The sequence below is a fragment of the Crinalium epipsammum PCC 9333 genome, from assembly GCF_000317495.1.
GTDB classification, from domain to species: domain Bacteria; phylum Cyanobacteriota; class Cyanobacteriia; order Cyanobacteriales; family PCC-9333; genus Crinalium; species Crinalium epipsammum.
In genome coordinates this window covers 3,858,986-3,874,771 of the sequence record NC_019753.1, presented here as the reverse complement: position 1 = coordinate 3,874,771, position 15,786 = coordinate 3,858,986, and the positions used below count along the sequence as shown (strand labels likewise).

16 protein-coding genes are annotated in these 15,786 nt (G+C 39.7%); 13 read left to right on the top strand and 3 right to left on the bottom strand.

What is annotated here, in order from left to right; all coding sequences use genetic code 11:
• Position 1: 1 nt before the first annotated feature.
• The 12 genes from CRI9333_RS16915 (at position 2) to CRI9333_RS16860 (ending at position 11,147) form a co-directional block, all read left to right on the top strand.
• Entirely contained in the window at positions 2-745 is a 744-nt protein-coding gene (locus CRI9333_RS16915) for a chemotaxis protein CheW (protein ID WP_015204393.1), read from the top strand.
• Positions 742-3,009 carry a hybrid sensor histidine kinase/response regulator gene (locus CRI9333_RS16910; protein WP_015204392.1) on the top strand — a complete coding sequence of 756 codons (2,268 nt, stop codon included), beginning with the start codon at positions 742-744 and terminating at the stop codon, positions 3,007-3,009. Before CRI9333_RS16915 ends, CRI9333_RS16910 begins: the two co-directional genes overlap by 4 nt.
• Before the next feature lie 108 nt (positions 3,010-3,117).
• Positions 3,118-4,197, top strand: a complete 1,080-nt coding sequence (gene cheB, locus CRI9333_RS16905) for a chemotaxis response regulator protein-glutamate methylesterase (protein ID WP_015204391.1) — start codon at positions 3,118-3,120, stop codon at positions 4,195-4,197.
• Between the two features lie 37 nt (positions 4,198-4,234).
• Complete coding sequence (locus CRI9333_RS16900; RefSeq protein WP_015204390.1) at positions 4,235-4,684, top strand: DUF29 domain-containing protein; 450 nt, start codon at positions 4,235-4,237, stop codon at positions 4,682-4,684.
• Between the two features lie 119 nt (positions 4,685-4,803).
• A complete protein-coding gene (locus tag CRI9333_RS16895) occupies positions 4,804-5,391 on the top strand; it encodes a rhomboid family intramembrane serine protease (protein ID WP_015204389.1) in 588 nt (195 codons plus the stop codon).
• Positions 5,392-5,584: 193 nt separating this feature from the next.
• Complete coding sequence (locus CRI9333_RS16890; RefSeq protein ID WP_015204388.1) at positions 5,585-6,409, top strand: hypothetical protein; 825 nt, start codon at positions 5,585-5,587, stop codon at positions 6,407-6,409.
• A 27-nt stretch (positions 6,410-6,436) separates the two neighbouring features.
• A complete protein-coding gene (locus tag CRI9333_RS16885) occupies positions 6,437-6,712 on the top strand; it encodes a TIGR02450 family Trp-rich protein (RefSeq protein WP_015204387.1) in 276 nt (91 codons plus the stop codon).
• A 79-nt stretch (positions 6,713-6,791) separates the two neighbouring features.
• Positions 6,792-7,280, top strand: a complete 489-nt coding sequence (gene scpB, locus CRI9333_RS16880; protein WP_015204386.1) for an SMC-Scp complex subunit ScpB — start codon at positions 6,792-6,794, stop codon at positions 7,278-7,280.
• A gap of 140 nt (positions 7,281-7,420) precedes the next feature.
• Entirely contained in the window at positions 7,421-7,795 is a 375-nt protein-coding gene (locus CRI9333_RS16875; RefSeq protein WP_015204385.1) for a DUF760 domain-containing protein, read from the top strand.
• Positions 7,796-8,104: 309 nt separating this feature from the next.
• A complete protein-coding gene (locus CRI9333_RS16870) occupies positions 8,105-8,446 on the top strand; it encodes a TMEM14 family protein (RefSeq protein ID WP_015204383.1) in 342 nt (113 codons plus the stop codon).
• Positions 8,447-8,924: 478 nt separating this feature from the next.
• On the top strand, positions 8,925-10,070 hold the full coding sequence (locus CRI9333_RS16865) for an iron-containing redox enzyme family protein (RefSeq protein WP_015204382.1): 1,146 nt from the start codon (positions 8,925-8,927) through the stop codon (positions 10,068-10,070).
• Positions 10,071-10,370: 300 nt separating this feature from the next.
• The gene (locus tag CRI9333_RS16860) at positions 10,371-11,147 is read left to right on the top strand and encodes a hypothetical protein (RefSeq protein WP_015204381.1); all 777 of its coding nucleotides are present in this window, start codon (positions 10,371-10,373) and stop codon (positions 11,145-11,147) included.
• A gap of 33 nt (positions 11,148-11,180) precedes the next feature.
• Here CRI9333_RS16860 and CRI9333_RS16855 read toward each other — a convergent pair whose 3' ends face one another.
• A complete protein-coding gene (locus CRI9333_RS16855) occupies positions 11,181-11,897 on the bottom strand; it encodes a methyltransferase (protein WP_015204380.1) in 717 nt (238 codons plus the stop codon).
• Between the two features lie 438 nt (positions 11,898-12,335).
• Between CRI9333_RS16855 and CRI9333_RS16850 the strand changes: the two genes are divergently transcribed.
• Entirely contained in the window at positions 12,336-13,556 is a 1,221-nt protein-coding gene (locus CRI9333_RS16850) for a sensor histidine kinase (RefSeq protein ID WP_015204379.1), read from the top strand.
• Positions 13,557-13,677: 121 nt separating this feature from the next.
• On the opposite strand, the gene CRI9333_RS16845 is transcribed toward CRI9333_RS16850, so the two are convergent.
• Both CRI9333_RS16845 and rnc read right to left on the bottom strand, forming a co-directional pair.
• A complete protein-coding gene (locus CRI9333_RS16845) occupies positions 13,678-14,778 on the bottom strand; it encodes a YihY/virulence factor BrkB family protein (RefSeq protein WP_015204378.1) in 1,101 nt (366 codons plus the stop codon).
• 143 nt (positions 14,779-14,921) lie between these two features.
• Positions 14,922-15,605, bottom strand: coding sequence for a ribonuclease III (gene rnc, locus CRI9333_RS16840; RefSeq protein WP_015204377.1), 684 nt, complete (start codon positions 15,603-15,605; stop codon positions 14,922-14,924).
• Between the last annotated feature and the right edge of the window lie 181 nt (positions 15,606-15,786).

Genomic DNA, 15,786 nt, shown 5'->3' with positions numbered 1-15,786 from the left:
CATGGAAAGTTATTTGAATACGGTATCAATACCAGACGATTCTGAATTTGACCATCCCACACTGAACGATTGCTGGAATCAGATTGGGGTAATGGGCGATCGCACCTGTGGCGAACTGAAGACCGTTATCCACTGCCGCAACTGCAATGTTTACTCTGCTGCCGGACGCAGCTTGCTAGAGCGAAATACTCCACCTGAGTATCTCCAAGAATGGACGGATATCTTGTCAGAAGCTTCCACACAGCAGATTGGAGTGGGAGAAGGAACGCTAGTTCGCGCCGCAGATACCCTTTCTGTAATCATTTTTCGTCTTGGTAACGAACGGTTAGCATTGCCAGTCAACATCCTGCAAGAAGTGACTCCGCCTTACGCCATTCATACCGTCCCTCACCGCAGTAACTCTATATTTTTGGGGTTGATCAACATTCGCGGTGAAATGCTTCTGTGTATTTCGCTCAGAGACTTACTCGGTCTAGATCCGGTTGCAGAATCAGCAGATTTCTCTAATACGATTAATCCGCAACGCATGATTGTTGCTGGAAGAAATGAGAATAAGTGGGTATTTCCGGTGGATGAGGTTCATGGAACCTACCGCTTTCATATCAATGAGTTCAAAGATGCTCCGGTAATCATTTCCAAAGCATCGGAAGCTTACACCAAAGGGGTCGTTACCTGGCAAGATAAGAAGCTGAATTTTTTGGATTCTGAACTATTGTTTTACACCCTAAACCACAAGGTTTTTTGACCATGAGCGATGATTCCATGCTGGAGCTATTTCGTCAGGAAATTGAAACCCAAATCTCTATTCTGAATCAGGGACTGCTGACCCTAGAAGCTAACCCGCAATCTGATCAGACACTGGAAGCGCTGATGCGGGGATCTCACTCGATTAAAGGTGCGGCTCGAATTGTTTCTCTAGATGCCGTCGTTAATCTGGCGCACTGGATGGAAGATTGCTTTGTGGCAGCGCAAAGCCAGATCATTACCTTAGGTTCAGACCCGATTGATGTGTTACTGCAAGGCGTTGATTTGCTGCAAGCGCTTAGTCAGGTAAGTGAAGTCGATCTACTTGAATGGTTAGCCCAAAAAGCTGAAGAGTTTGAGATCTGTTATGGCGCGATCGCGGCTCTGCTACCTCCAGATTTTAGCGATCGCCAAGCAACATCCCTGGTTCCAGTCGATCAATCAGCACTGAGCCAAAGCGATAGCGAAGCGCTGCTGCGTAGCGCAGATCGCACCGAAATTGCCACTGTTGAGACGATCGCCATCCCAACGGATCGGGTGGTGCGAGTTACGGCAGAAAATTTGAACCGAATTATGGGGTTGGCGGGTGAATCGCTGGTTGAGGCAAATTGGCTGCAACCTTTTGCAGATTCCTTTACCACGCTCAAATCTCGTCAATTAGAGCTTGCCAGACTTCTGGAAACAATTCATACCACATTAGCGAACACTCCAATTAATTCAGAAAGCCAGCAAGTTCTGGACATGGCTCGACGTAAAGCCCAAGAATGTCGGGAAATTCTCACGGATCGCTTGGGTGAACTGGAACTATATGCTCGTCGCACAACGAATTTGAGCGATCGCCTTTACAGGGAAGTGATTGCCTCCCATATGCGTCCATTTGTTGATGGAGTACAAGGCTTTCCTCGCATGGTTCGTGACCTAGCACGACGATTAAATAAGCAGGTCAAGCTAGAGATTATTGGTCAGTCAACCCCGGTCGATCGTGATATCCTCAAAAAACTGGAAGCACCCCTGACTCACATCATTCGTAATGCGGTCGATCACGGAATCGAACCCCCCGAAGAGCGAGAGGCAGCAGGCAAACCGATGGAAGGAACAGTTCGTCTCGAATCATTTCATCGTGGCGGTATGCTGGCAATTACCATTACCGACGACGGCAGAGGAATCGATCCCGATCAAATGCGCCAAAAGATTATCGATCAGAATTTAGCTTCACCCATAACCGCTGCTCAACTTACCGAAGCTGAAATCATCGAGTTTCTGTTTCTACCTGGATTTTCTACAGCCGAACAGGTGACTGAAATTTCAGGACGTGGTGTGGGATTAGATATTGCCAAAAGTATGGTGCAAGAGGTTGGTGGAACGATTCGCGCCACATCTCAATTCCGAAAGGGTACTAATTTTCACTTTCAACTTCCCCTCACGCTCTCGGTTGTTAGGACGCTAATTGTCGAGATTTCGGGTGAACCTTATGCCTTCCCTTTAGCACGAATAGATCAAATTGTCAAACTTGCCAAATCCGATATTCATGTCGTGGAAGGTCGCCAATATTTCACTAAAGATGAGCAAAATATCGGGTTGATTGCCGCTCACCATGTTCTGGATTTACCGGAGGTTTTATCCTCTGATGATGCGCTCTGTATAGTTGCGATCAGCGATCAATCCAACGCTTATGGCTTGGTTGTAGACCAGTTTATCGGCGAAAGGGATTTAGTGGTGCGTCCACTCGATCCGCGTTTGGGTAAAGTTCGGGATATTAGTGCCTCTGCTCTAATGGATAATGGCTTGCCTGTTTTAATTGTGGATGTTTCTGATTTGGTGCGCTCAATTGACAATATGCTCAACAGTGGTCAATTGAGACCCATTGACGTGAAGAAAGCCAAAAAAGGAGACGATCAAAAACGCCTTCTAGTTGTAGATGATTCCATTACTGTGCGTGAAATGACCCGAAAGCTGCTGCAAAATCGCGGCTACGATGTGGATGTTGCCGTAAACGGAATGGATGCGTGGACAGCCATTCGGAGCAATCATTACGACCTTGTATTGAGCGATATTGATATGCCCCGCATGAACGGCATTGAACTCGTTAAACAGATCAAAGATCATCCCAAATTAAATTCGCTTCCAGTCATTATTGTGTCTTACCGCGATCGCGAAGATGACCGCATTCAGGGTATGGAAGCCGGGGCAGACTATTACATCACCAAAAGCAGCTTCCATGACGATACATTAGTGAACGCGATCGTTGATTTAATTGGCAAATAGCAGACTGAGCGAATTGGCTAAGGATTAAGGATAGCTTAAAAGTCTCGGTTTTCTTGCGGAAACATTTACAGTAAAGAAATCCATGATCAGAATAAGTCTGTACCTGAGATGAGAATTGCGATCGTCAATGATATGGCTATGGCAGTGGAAGCCCTTAAGCGAGTGCTGCTAACCGTTCCAGGTTATGAAGTGGCATGGGTGGCGCGGGATGGTGCAGATGCGATCGCCCACTGCGCCAAAGACACCCCCGACTTAATTTTGATGGATCTATTCATGCCAGTTATTGATGGTGTGGAAGCTACCCGTCAAATCATGAAACAGTCTCCCTGTGTGATTCTGATTGTGAGTGCAAGCGTCGAAAAAAATGCCGGGAAGGTGTTTGAGGCAATGGGGTATGGTGCCCGCGATGCAGTAAACACCCCCGTATTGGGAATCCAAGGAAGTTTAGAGTCTGCCCAACCGCTACTGACAAAAATTGCGATTCTTAGCAAGCTAATTGGCAAATCATCTCAAACCTCAACTCCAAAACCCCAAACTTCAAACTTTACTTCATTCTCTACACCTTCCACCCTACTCCCTCCCCTAGTAGCGATTGGCTCTTCAACAGGTGGCCCCAAAGCTCTCGCCGCCATTCTCTCCCGCCTCCCAGCCGACTTCGGTGCTGCCATTGCGATTGTTCAACACGTCGATATGCAGTTTTCGGCTGGGCTGGTGGATTGGTTGAATCAACAAACACCCTTGACAGTAAAACTAGCCACCATTGGCGATCGCTTAGAGAAAGGTACTGTCTTGGTTGCAGGTACCAACGATCACCTTAGTCTTCGTTCTGACTTCACTCTGCACTACACAAAAGAACCCATTGACTATCCCTACCGCCCATCAGTAGATGTGTTCTTTAAGAGTCTTGCCCAATACTGGAACCGCAAGGAAACCGCCGTGTTACTTACAGGAATGGGACAAGATGGTGCTGAAGGACTCAGCCTATTGCGATCGCGCGGATGGCACACAATCGCTCAGGATGAAAAAAGTTCTGTCATATATGGAATGCCCAAAGCGGCAGTTCAGCTAAATGCAGCGGTTGAAGTTTTGCCTCCTGAAGCGATCGCTGATCGGTTAGTTCAGCGAGTCATGTTCAAATCACTCGGTATTCTCAATGTGAACCCTGATGAAGCAAAGAGAAAGAAGTAGATGAGTGTGACTTGAACCATTTTTTAAGGCATGAGTTATGAAAACTGTTACTGATTTAAAAAATCTTTACGCTGTTGATGATTCTCAATGGCTAGAAGAAACGATTGAGTTGTTAAAAAATCGCCAATTACAGCTTCTAGATATCGAGAATTTAATTGAGGAGTTAGAGGATTTGGGCAACGAAAAGAAAAATGCTGTAGCCAGCCTTTTAGAACAGATTATTCGTCATTTATTATTACTACAGTGTTGGAAAACTGAGTTGGAATATAATCAAGCTCACTGGCAGGGAGAAATCTATAATTTCAGGGTTCAATTGAAAAGAAAGCTGACAACTAACCTTCGTAATTATTTAGATGCTGAATTAGATACTCTTTATAAAGATGCTTTAGGATTTGTAAAAATTAAAACTCAAAACTCAGTTAATTTTCAGCCAAAATGTCCTTACTCCCTTAGCCAATTACTTGATATTAATTGGTTGCCTGATTAACAGTTGCAGGACTTCCATATTTATGTTAAGTGGTTAGTGTATATCCTGGCTGATGACTCCTGAATCTTTCTGCAAATTGCTACTCTAAATACATAAATACTTATTCCAAGGCAGGTTAAGTGAGTAGAGACGATTCAAAAGCGATCGCCCGTGAATTAAAAAGCCATGTCACAATCTTAGGTGGTGCGATCGCCATCATGTGGATACTGGAAATTATAGATCTATTCTTTCTCAGAGGGAGACTCAACGCCTACGGTATTCGCCCTCACACTATCATCGGGTTACGAGGAATACTATTTGCGCCTTTTTTGCATGGAGGTTTGGGTCATTTAATTGCTAATACCATACCTTTCCTCACCCTTGGCTGGTTAATTATGCTGCGAGAAACCAGCGACTTTTTTATTGTTACAGCTATAACAACGCTCGTTAGTGGTTTGGGCGTATGGTTATTTGGAAACCCTTACTCTGTCCATATTGGGGCAAGTGGCGTAGTCTTTGGTTATCTAGGCTTTCTGTTACTACGTGGCTACTTTGAACGCAGTTTTATAGCAATTGCATTGTCCCTAATCGTCGGCTTCTTTTATGGTGGGGTTATTTGGGGTATCTTACCAACTCAGCGAGGGATATCTTGGGAAGGGCATTTATTTGGGTTTATTGGCGGCGTACTAGCTGCACGTTTACTGTCACGACGCAAAAAAGTCTCATAGAAAATACTTAGTTAATCAATTGGCTATCTGTGTTCAAAAAGATGACTTGCAATGCCGAGTCTTTTCTTTAGAAAATTATCTCATTGATGAAATTACTGATTAATATTTTTTTTCAGAAGTGGTAAAAGTTTGTGTTGAAATCACAAAGACGTAGATAGCTACGTCTTTAATTATTTCATATAATCAAAAATATATGGAATTTAAAAATATTTGGCAAAGCTATTACTTTACTCTTTTCAGCCTGTTAATATTACTGATATATTTACTTCTTAGTTGTTCAAATAATTTATTTAATCAATCAGTTTGTCAGAGTTGGTTAAAAGATTTGTCTTTAAACCTCGTAGCTGAGTTAATTGGAATATTAATGGTTTTATTTTTAGTCAATCGTAGTCTCGATATTCAGAAAGAACAAGAAAAATCAAGATTTAGAAAAATTGCTTGCCGTCAATTAAAACTAGTATTAAATAAACAATTTTACTTGCTTTTTCATATATTTAAAGCTGCTATCGAAAATAAGCCTGATAAAAATTATCAAACCATTGAAGATTTATTTGATAATTTATACTTTGAGGAAGTAGGCTTTCTCGATTTACTAAAAACTGCACCTGTATTATCAAATAACGGAGAAGAAATAGATTGGCTTGATTACTTATTTGCGGAATTGTCAAGTATTAGTTCTGTTGTAAATAAAATAGTAGATAGATACTGTTTTTATCTTGACGCAGAAGTAGTGGATTTACTTGAAGAATTTGGTGATGCCGATTTTATTAGTTTTGTTACAGTACTTAGAGAAGCAAAGCAATGTAATCAAAGTTACTTGAGAGGAGATTTACTTTCGGAATGCCAACCTTTACTTAGGGAATATACAATTTTATTTGTCAGAGTGCTGGTTTTTTACAACCAGAGCGTTGAGGAAAGATATAAAATTAATATAGATGGGAATAAATGGCATCAATTGTGGGATGATAATTTAAAACCTCATACTGGAGATAGTCGCACAAAAGCTGATTTTTATTAGTAGTTTTTTATTTAAATAAATTAAATCATGCCGAAAAAACAAAAATTTCCTTACTTAATTAATTCTAAATGGACTGCTAACCAAAAAACTTGGGGTTGGAGACACTTTCAAGTTGTCAACCGCAAAAACGAAGGCAAGTGGGTATTTGCGGAAATGGTGGCAGCTTGCGATCCTAATGTGCGTTTTTGGATCAATGCTAAATCGCTAAAGGATCTCAATCAGTGGCAAGCGGGTTGGCAATCATTACAAGAAATGGAAGAAACTAATGATTCAGATCTAGAAAAGGAGCTAGTTTTTTATTAAAACAATTAAAGTAAAAATGTGTCACTACGCGGTGTCATACCACATCAGCGTGGACTTTGATCTTTTATTTCTGTAATTAATGCCTCTAGCAAGTCAAATTGAAGCCATTCTTTATTTAAAGGGACAACCCCTCGACATTACAGCAATTGCTGAGTTTGCGGGGTGCGATCGCGAAACTGCCGAAGACGCTATTATTGAATTAATGGCAGATTACGCTCATCGGGATAGTGCCTTGGAAGTAGTGGAAACACCATCTGGCTACTGTTTGCAGCTTAGATCGTCGTTTCAACACTTACTACAAACAATGGTTCCTGCTGAGTTGGGTACAGGTGCATTACGAACTTTAGCTGCGATCGCACTCAAAGGTACAATTAGCCAAACAGAACTTGTCGATCTACGCGGTAGCGGTGCTTATCAGCACGTCCAAGAACTTGTAGAAATGGGATTTGTGCGTAAACGTCGGCAACCAGGCGGGCGGTCTTTTGTTTTACAAGTAACTGACAAATTCCACCAACGCTTTGAATTAGAACAACTACTGCCATCCATAGAGGAACCATCTCAATCCTAACTTTGTCATAGGATTGAGGATTAAATTAATTATTGAGTTCCTGCTAATGACATACCTTAGTTGTTACCCCTTGGGTCTACGCAACCTGTATCAACAATCGTTTAGAGTAGAAACTAAGCAAATCAATTATTAGAACCCCAATGGCATTTAACCACGAATTCTCAAACGCCCAGACTGAAGAAGCACAAGCAAACCAACTTCTCAAATATCTTCAACATCAACCCCCAGAAGTCTTAGAGCGGGTTGCTAAGTCTGCTGGTCCTCAAATTAAACAAATTATCTCCCATAACGTTCAAGGTCTAGTGGGTATGTTACCCACCGAAAACTTTAACGTGCAAATTACTACAGATAGAGAAAACTTAGCTGGTATGCTTGCCTCAGCCATGATGACTGGCTATTTCCTGCGCCAAATGGAACATCGCATGGAATTAGAGCAAACCTTAATGGGGTCACTATCCTTACCTAACAAACCTGCTAATGGTGAAAATTCAGATTCGTCTAAACAATCTGACTGACACTTAAAGGATGAACACCAATAGGGGTAACATATTACGGCGGCAACCTGCACTTTGTGCTGATTCTTAAAGAGGTTGCCGCAAATTTTATTTTTGTTAAGCGCCGTTTAAAATTTCACCCTTCAATTTAAAGTTAAATATTAGGGAGTAGTTAGCCTCCAGCCGCAAAGGCAAGCATGATAAAAACTGAAAGTGCCAGCCCAGGAGTGAGTAACAGCACTAACGTTAACAAATCATGTGTATTCATAAAGCTTAACCTCCTAACAACTGAGTTTTTAACTCAATAACTTAATTTCTACTTTTTGTCAAATGAACAATTTATTGCAAATTGCTTACTGGTTCATTCTAATCTATGCAACCCTAACTGCACTCGGCGGCGTTATGGGATATATGAAAGCCAAAAGTAAAGTATCGCTAATTATGGGTTTGGTTAGTGGTGCAGTCTTATTTGCTGCTTGGTGGATTTGTGGGCAACAACCTGTATTAGGAATGGGACTAGCTGCCTCAATTGCATTATTTTTATTGATTGTTTTTGTACGGCGTTATATCAGTACTCGTGCTTTGATGCCAGCCGGATTAATGACGATTTTATCGGTTTGTACAACAGTACTATTTTCTGTGGCTTGGCTATCAAGCAGTGGATATTTGTAAGGAAATATAGATTCTGCATGGTTAAAAAATTCATTACTTACAAAGAGATCCCCCTAAATCCCCCTTTTTAAGGGGGACTTTGAATTATCCCCCCCTTTTTAAGGGGGGCTAGGGGGGATCTAAATTTTAAGCTTGGATAATTTTTTAAATCCCGCTCAAAAAAAACCAAACTAAAAATGCTCATTTTTATAACCGAGCATTATCTAAGTATTTTTTTTTAGATTTTACAGATTTTAAAAAAATATTTATTTTTACTTTTAAATAATGCTGATAATATTAAATATAATTTTAAGCAAGAATAACAAATAAAATAAGCCTGTAAATCACTCTTAAGATAGACGGAAAGAAATAGTGGTCACATTCCTTAGATGGAAGCTGGGGTTAACAATAATAGTTATCTTTATTACAAACATAGCAATAAAAATTTTGTTGGTGAGTTACATCAGCAGACGTAAATTTAGCAGAATAATTAGATTTCATGCTTACTAACATAGTTGATCCTAGCACTAGATTCGAGGAAAATAGTAAAGCTCATCAGCTAACAGCGATTAACTATCAGCAGGCTGAACAGCAATTCATTGAACTGGTGGAATTAGCGGATTTAGATCGCAAAGTAATTGCAAAACCAGAAATTGTCAGTAAATTTGAAAGCGCGATCGCATACGCACTCAAAAATGCCTACCAAGCAACAAACAGCGATGATGCAGCGCATTTATTTCTACAGCGAGTACTTTATCGGATTAATCGCTTAAACTTGTTTTGGTTTGACGATCTGCGACGCTACACTAACGAACGTTCCAACTATTTAAAAAATATCCGCGATCGCATTGAGGAAGCTTGGCAGGAGTGGGAGTTAGCACATTTCAATCTAGAAGAACTGCAACAAGCTAATGTTAAGCAAGCAATAACTGAACGTGGTGCTGCTGACTTAGATCCAGCTTTAAGTGATGATAGCCGTTACTTACGAGAACAAATGACCGAAGCTGGTTATCGTCGCGTACTAGCAATTGGTTCTTTTGATGGCTTAGTTGAAGGTAGTCGCCTTTCTCGCATCTTGGGTGGTGCAGCTAATGATATTCAGTGTATGCTGACGCGGGTGCTAATGGAAGAGTATGGCAATGGTCGTCTTTCCCGCAAGCATTCTACTTATTTTGCTCAAATGCTGACTGAGTTTGAAATGAATACCGAACCAGAAGGCTATTTTGATTTAGTACCTTGGGAAGTCTTAGCTTCTGCCAATCATAACTTCTTGATGACCGAGTGCAAACGCTATTACCTACGCTACAACGGTGGACTGACATATTTTGAAGTTGCGGGACCTGCTGCATATAGAAATTATCTCGCCGCAGCGCAGAATTTGGGATTATCAGAAGCAGCAATGGGTTATTGGGAGTTGCATATTAGAGAAGATGAACGTCACGGTCGCTGGATGTTGGATGATGTAGCTTTACCCTTGGCGGATATGTATCCTGAGCAAGCATGGGAACTGTTACTGGGGTACGATCAGGAAAAGCTAATGGGCGATCGCGCAGGTGCAGCAATTGTGCGATCGGCTCGCGTTGCTGAACAAGCTGAATCTTCATCTATTAAAGCGGACAAACAATCACAAGTTTTGCTTTCATAGACCAATAAGTTATTGTTCCACGCATCAAAGGGAAGAATTAATCATTCTTCCTTTTTACTTTTAAATTACATCAATCAAATTAAACGTAAAATACAAAATTGTTTGACAGGACTTACCATAAAACCCAGTGACCATCTTCCCGACAAAAGCACTTTTTCGATAGCTTCTTAGTACGGTTTTATCGACAAGTCAGAGCAGATAGTCATCAAAACTACTAAATTTGATCATGTTTGGGAATATAGTGATGACTACTGTTAGATAGAAGCATCCTTCTTGTGGAAGATGAGGTGACATTGAATCATGAATATTCTGAAGAAAACTGAAACTAAATTAGTAGTAGAACATCAGCAAATTGGTAGGCGTTTAGCGATGGGATGTTGCTTGCTTATAGGTGCTGGGGCGATTTTGAGCGGCGCTATCGTGCCAGAAATTAGTTGCCGACGTAATGGAACTCTGTCTCAATGCAAACTCATCCGAAATATGCTGGGGAACTGGCAACTTGAACAACCGATTACCTTACAAGCAGTCAGACACGGAAGCCTCTGTGACTATAGCCGTGGGAAGAGGCGCGGGGCCTGTAATTCCTCCCTTACTATTGTGCAGACACAGATTGGTGAAATTCAATTGTTTTATGATTCTTCCAGCAATAGTGCAACCTCTGAAATTCAAAAATTCATCAAAGATTCAAATCAAACTTCACTTCAGATTCGCTCAGGAGGCTGGTCGCCGAGTCATCCTCTGAGTAACGGGTTTCTAGTCATGTTTGCAATAGTGATGGTTTATTATGCTTGTGCTATTTTCATTGATGAACGGACTTATACCTGTGACTTTGACAAAGCAAGAGATTGGGTTAGCATCACTCAGCAGCAGCTATTTATGTGCAAAACGACTGATTTTCCTCTTTCAAGCATTAAGTCAATCAATGTTTGCCATAAACCTGGCGGGCATTGCATCATTTTGCTTCTGCAATCTGGTCAAGAAGCTTGTATTGCTCAAGCGAGTTGGGGAAAGCCTACTATTGAAGAACTATTGAAGACCACCTTCTTGATGGGCCTGTTTGAGGCAACAACGACCTGAAGAAGGATTATGCACCGAGGGGAAGGGTTCTTTTTATAAACAGGTAATTAATTTCATCAACTCTTGAGATAAATCTCCTGTAGCTTGATGTTGCTTAGTAAATAATGCCCCTGCTAATAAATACATATTCTCTGAATAAAAAGCCATATCTTTCTGTCTGAGTTCTTTGATCGTATCTTTGACTTTTGATTCTGAACTGTAATAGCCAAATGGAACAGGATAAACTACAAAATTAGCAACCGAGTATCCTTGTGACTTAGCATACTTAATTAACCCTTTGGGATTAGAGTAGCTGGCAACTAAAAGCAGGACATTTTGATAATTTAGGGATAGCAGTTTTCTAGAAATTTCGCTACCATCTGCTCCGCCATGTAACAAAGGCTGAAGAAGATTATTGTCCAAAGCAGGTAGGTAGGGAGGATTTGAGATTAAATATTTTGCTTCCGGCTTAGGTAGTTCAAAAAAAGAACCGTTAGAAACTACATATTTATGATCTAATTGATGTTCTTTAATCGTAGATTGTGCCAAACGCCATGCTAAATTATTTAATTCGTATCCATAGATAGTCCCATCAAATTCAGATTTTATTAAAGAGTTAATTACTGGACTACCATCACCTGAGCCAAATTCAATGATTACTTCAGAGTTACTACAATGACTTAATACTAATGTTTCTAAGCAGTGTGAATAAAAATTAGATTCTTCTGGACAGGAAAAAACGTCTTTTAGCAGTTTGGCTGAAGTAACCATACAAATATTAATTTGACAACAAAACCAAAGTAACGTTTAATTAAAGCTTTTAGTATCTACCTCAAGTTGGATAGAATTAAAGTATCTATATATACTGTTTTGATACTAATTTATAAATTTTTACATCACTCGTAAGATATATATAACTTTTTGGGTCGCTCAGTGTTGGATAATAATGAAATTACTACGAAGCTTGGTTTTTCATTATTAATAAAACCAGTTTGAAAAGCAAAAATACTTTGAATCAAATTTATAAATGAATTGATATTGATAAATCAAAACTATCTACCGAGATGCTATCTCTCTTTGGGGAGTTGAGCGATCGCACAATTTAAATCTAATTTAATAAAATACCTCTTTAAGTTGATTATCTAAGAATTACTGAAGTTTATTTAGCTCTAGAGGTTTTGCTCCATTAAGATTAATTATGCCTGAGCCATGATAGATTTTAGTTTAGCTCTACTCAATAAAATTGACACGATTGTAAAGCAGTGGGTTGAAGCAGTTCGTCAAGATGAGCAGATTGAGACAGCTAAAGAGCTAACATACAAAGCTATACGCGATAGCGTCCCGATTGTTTTACAGGCTATCTCTAAAATGTTGTCTCCATCTGAAGACAATGATATTAAAACAATTGTCGAAAAAGGCTTAGAACACGGTACTCTTAGAGCTAAACAAGGTTATGAGGCTGAAGAAATTGCGCGGGAATATCGCTTATTACGTTGGATAATATTTGCTAATATAGAGCCTGATTTAATTAAAGGATCATCAAAAGAAGTAATTAGAGCAGTTCGTTTGATTGATACAGCACTAGATGAAGTTATTGCTAGAGGTTTTAAAACTTATACACAAGAAAGATTGCGAGAATTAGAAGATTTGCAAAGCCAATTAAAACTTACTAATCAAGAACTTACTCGTTTAGTTCATGCAAGTAAAGAAAACCTATCTCATTTAGCACATGAATTAAAAACTCCCCTAACTTCTATAATTGGCTATTCAGATTTATTCATTAGACAACAAAAGCAGAATTCTGAGATTAAAGATTCCCTTCCTAACCTGGGACACATCGAGCGCGTATTAAGTAGTGGTAGACAATTACTACACCTAATTAATGATGCGCTGGAAATTTCCCGTTATGAAGAGGGAAAGATGAAACTTCAGCCAGTATCAACCGATGTGCAGGCTTTAATTAATAACGTTGTCGATATAGTTAAACCTTTGGCAGTAGAAAAAGAGCTTCAACTAGAAATTGATTTAGATGATGCGCCTAAGCAAGCTTTAACAGACCCTTTGCGTTTACAACAAATTGTTACTAATCTACTCAGTAATGCAATTCGTTATACAGAATTTGGAAATATCAAATTAGTTTCACAGTCGTTATCTGATGAAGATTGGTTAATTGCCGTCATAGATACGGGAGTTGGTATTAATGAAATCGACCTAGAAAATATTTTTGATCCTTACTTTCGAGTAGTTGGCGATAACCAATCTTTTATCCCCAATAGTACAGGTTTAGGACTAGCTATTGTTTCGCGGTTAGTACAACTACTTCAAGGCAAAATTGAGGTAAGTTCCCAAGTAGGTGTTGGTTCAATATTTAGGGTAATTTTGCCATTGAAGGTTAAAGTTTTAGAAGAAAAATGTAATCTCAAGATTTAGCTCTAGCAACCATCAAATTAGTTAAAAAATTAAATTTCTTGCTCTCAATCACAATTTTTTATATAAAACTTTGCTCCCCTCAACAGGCAACGTTTTGGGGGCAGTTTTATAGTTGTTACTGTTATCTTCTATTCCTCCTGTTATTTTTTTTTGGTTTAACTATTTGAGACAACTGTTTAGAAATACCTACAACCGTACTGAGTCCGATCAGAATTGGGTTTACTGATTTTTTGTGATTTCTGCGTTCTCTAACAGCAGTAGACGTTCTGGAACGAGCGCTATCATCTTGTTCAGCAGCAGATTCCAACTCATCACTGTGGGGTATTCCTAGATTAGCTCTCGCATCCTCTGTAAGTGGGACGGCATTCTTAGCTGGGCGTATTTGCGAACCATATTTATTAGCGTAAACTTGGGTAAATTCTGCACCAAAAAAGAGAATTTGTGCTGAATAATTTACCCATAATAAAAAGACAACAAAAGAACCAGCAGCACCATAAGTAGAACCAACGCTGCTATTACCTAAATAAAGCCCAATTCCCCATTTACCAATAGAGAACAATAGAGAAGTAATTGCTGCGCCTAACCAAACGTCACCCCAAGCAATTTCTACATCTGGTAACACTCTGTAGATCATTGCAAATAACACTGTGATCACACCGAAAGATATCACCAAATTTGCAATTCTAGCAATGAGGACAACATCAGGTAGATAATTACCAAAATAATTGCTGACTCCTACCAAAACACTACTTAAAACCAGCGATACCAGTAGTATAAAACCAATACCTAGTATCATTGCAAAGGATCTAAAGCGGGTTTTTACGACAGCTTTTACCCCTTGTCCTGGCTTGGGTGCAACTTCCCAAATAGTATTGAGAGAATCTTGTAACTCAGCGAAAACACCAGTTGCACCAAAAATCAAGATGATAAAACTGATGACAGTGGCAATTATTCCCTCTGTTGGCTTCTGGGAATTTTTAATCATTTCCTGAATAGCTTCAGCACCCTGAAGCCCAATCAAACCTTTAAGTTGTTTGACAATTTCGCCTTGGGCTGCATCTTGACCTAATACTAAAGCTGCGATCGCAATTACGATAATTAACAAAGGTGCGATCGAAAACGCGGTGTAATAAGATAACGCTGCCGCTAACCTTGCTGCCTTATCTTCCTGCCATTCCTTTAATGTTTCTTTAAATAAACCTACAATATCTTTTGGTTTCATATCCCAACACTCCTAAACTTGGCTGTTGCAGCCTACTTTGAGTGTTGAGCTATTAACTTGGCATTACAAGACTCTAAAGTAATAACTCAACTACTACTTAAGTTAGGATCAAAAAACTTAGTGATCAAACTTAATCCTAATCTCTAAAATACCCGTTGTTTTTTCACCTTACCTAGTGCATTCTCCGCCGCCTGCTTCTCCGCGTCTTTTTTACTGCGCCCCCTCCCTTCTCCATATACTTTCTCACCTACATACACTTGAGAAATAAATTGCGGATCGTGCGCCGTTCCTCCTGCGGAAACAGTAACGTATTTTGGAGGCTTGGGAGTAATATTCGTCTGTACCCATTGCTGAAAACGATTTTTAGCATCGACAGTAACAACAGACAAAGCAGAACTTTCTGGTACTAAATCAAACAAAGGTTCCACACAAGCGCGGACAGCTTCAATATCTGAATTATTATCCAAATAATAAGCACCAACAACAGCTTCAAAAGTGCTACTGATTAAATTAGCATTTTGATAACCACCATCTAAAATTGCACCTTTTCCCAAGCGCATTCTCAAATCTATACCTACTGCGATCGCAAATTTGGCTAATTGTTTCTCATCTACTAATGCTGAACGTCTACGAGTTAATTCATCTTCCGTCATTTTGGGATGACGACGGTAAAGATACTCGCCACTTAAAAAAGTCAACAACGCATCACCCAAAAATTCTAGCCGTTCATTATCTTCACATTCTCCAGGGTTTTCGCTGACATAAGAACGGTGAGTAAGCGCACGGCGCAGTAACTTTTCATCTTTGAATGTTAGAAGTTTGTGCATTTTATCTATATTTTGGTTGCTAATGTATTTTCTTATAAAGACAGCAAAAACCGCTATAAGCGGTTTCATTTAAAAAAATTTTTCTATCCTCTCGTTCCTCTCGTTTCCAGGTTGAACCTGAGAACGAATTTATCAAAGCTCTGCCTTCTATAATCAAATTGATTAATTGCAGTTATTAATT

What these genes read in the sequence shown, in the direction of transcription:
- CRI9333_RS16915 (WP_015204393.1), top strand. Translation starts at nt 2, where the DNA reads ATGGAAAGTTATTTGAATACGGTATCAATACCAGACGATTCTGAATTT.
- cheB (WP_015204391.1), top strand. Translation starts at nt 3,118, where the DNA reads ATGAGAATTGCGATCGTCAATGATATGGCTATGGCAGTGGAAGCCCTT.
- CRI9333_RS16900 (WP_015204390.1), top strand. Translation starts at nt 4,235, where the DNA reads ATGAAAACTGTTACTGATTTAAAAAATCTTTACGCTGTTGATGATTCT.
- CRI9333_RS16890 (WP_015204388.1), top strand. Translation starts at nt 5,585, where the DNA reads ATGGAATTTAAAAATATTTGGCAAAGCTATTACTTTACTCTTTTCAGC.
- CRI9333_RS16885 (WP_015204387.1), top strand. Translation starts at nt 6,437, where the DNA reads ATGCCGAAAAAACAAAAATTTCCTTACTTAATTAATTCTAAATGGACT.
- scpB (WP_015204386.1), top strand. Translation starts at nt 6,792, where the DNA reads ATGCCTCTAGCAAGTCAAATTGAAGCCATTCTTTATTTAAAGGGACAA.
- CRI9333_RS16875 (WP_015204385.1), top strand. Translation starts at nt 7,421, where the DNA reads ATGGCATTTAACCACGAATTCTCAAACGCCCAGACTGAAGAAGCACAA.
- CRI9333_RS16870 (WP_015204383.1), top strand. Translation starts at nt 8,105, where the DNA reads ATGAACAATTTATTGCAAATTGCTTACTGGTTCATTCTAATCTATGCA.
- CRI9333_RS16865 (WP_015204382.1), top strand. Translation starts at nt 8,925, where the DNA reads ATGCTTACTAACATAGTTGATCCTAGCACTAGATTCGAGGAAAATAGT.
- CRI9333_RS16860 (WP_015204381.1), top strand. Translation starts at nt 10,371, where the DNA reads ATGAATATTCTGAAGAAAACTGAAACTAAATTAGTAGTAGAACATCAG.
- CRI9333_RS16855 (WP_015204380.1), bottom strand. Translation starts at nt 11,897, where the DNA reads ATGGTTACTTCAGCCAAACTGCTAAAAGACGTTTTTTCCTGTCCAGAA.
- CRI9333_RS16850 (WP_015204379.1), top strand. Translation starts at nt 12,336, where the DNA reads ATGATAGATTTTAGTTTAGCTCTACTCAATAAAATTGACACGATTGTA.
- CRI9333_RS16845 (WP_015204378.1), bottom strand. Translation starts at nt 14,778, where the DNA reads ATGAAACCAAAAGATATTGTAGGTTTATTTAAAGAAACATTAAAGGAA.
- rnc (WP_015204377.1), bottom strand. Translation starts at nt 15,605, where the DNA reads ATGCACAAACTTCTAACATTCAAAGATGAAAAGTTACTGCGCCGTGCG.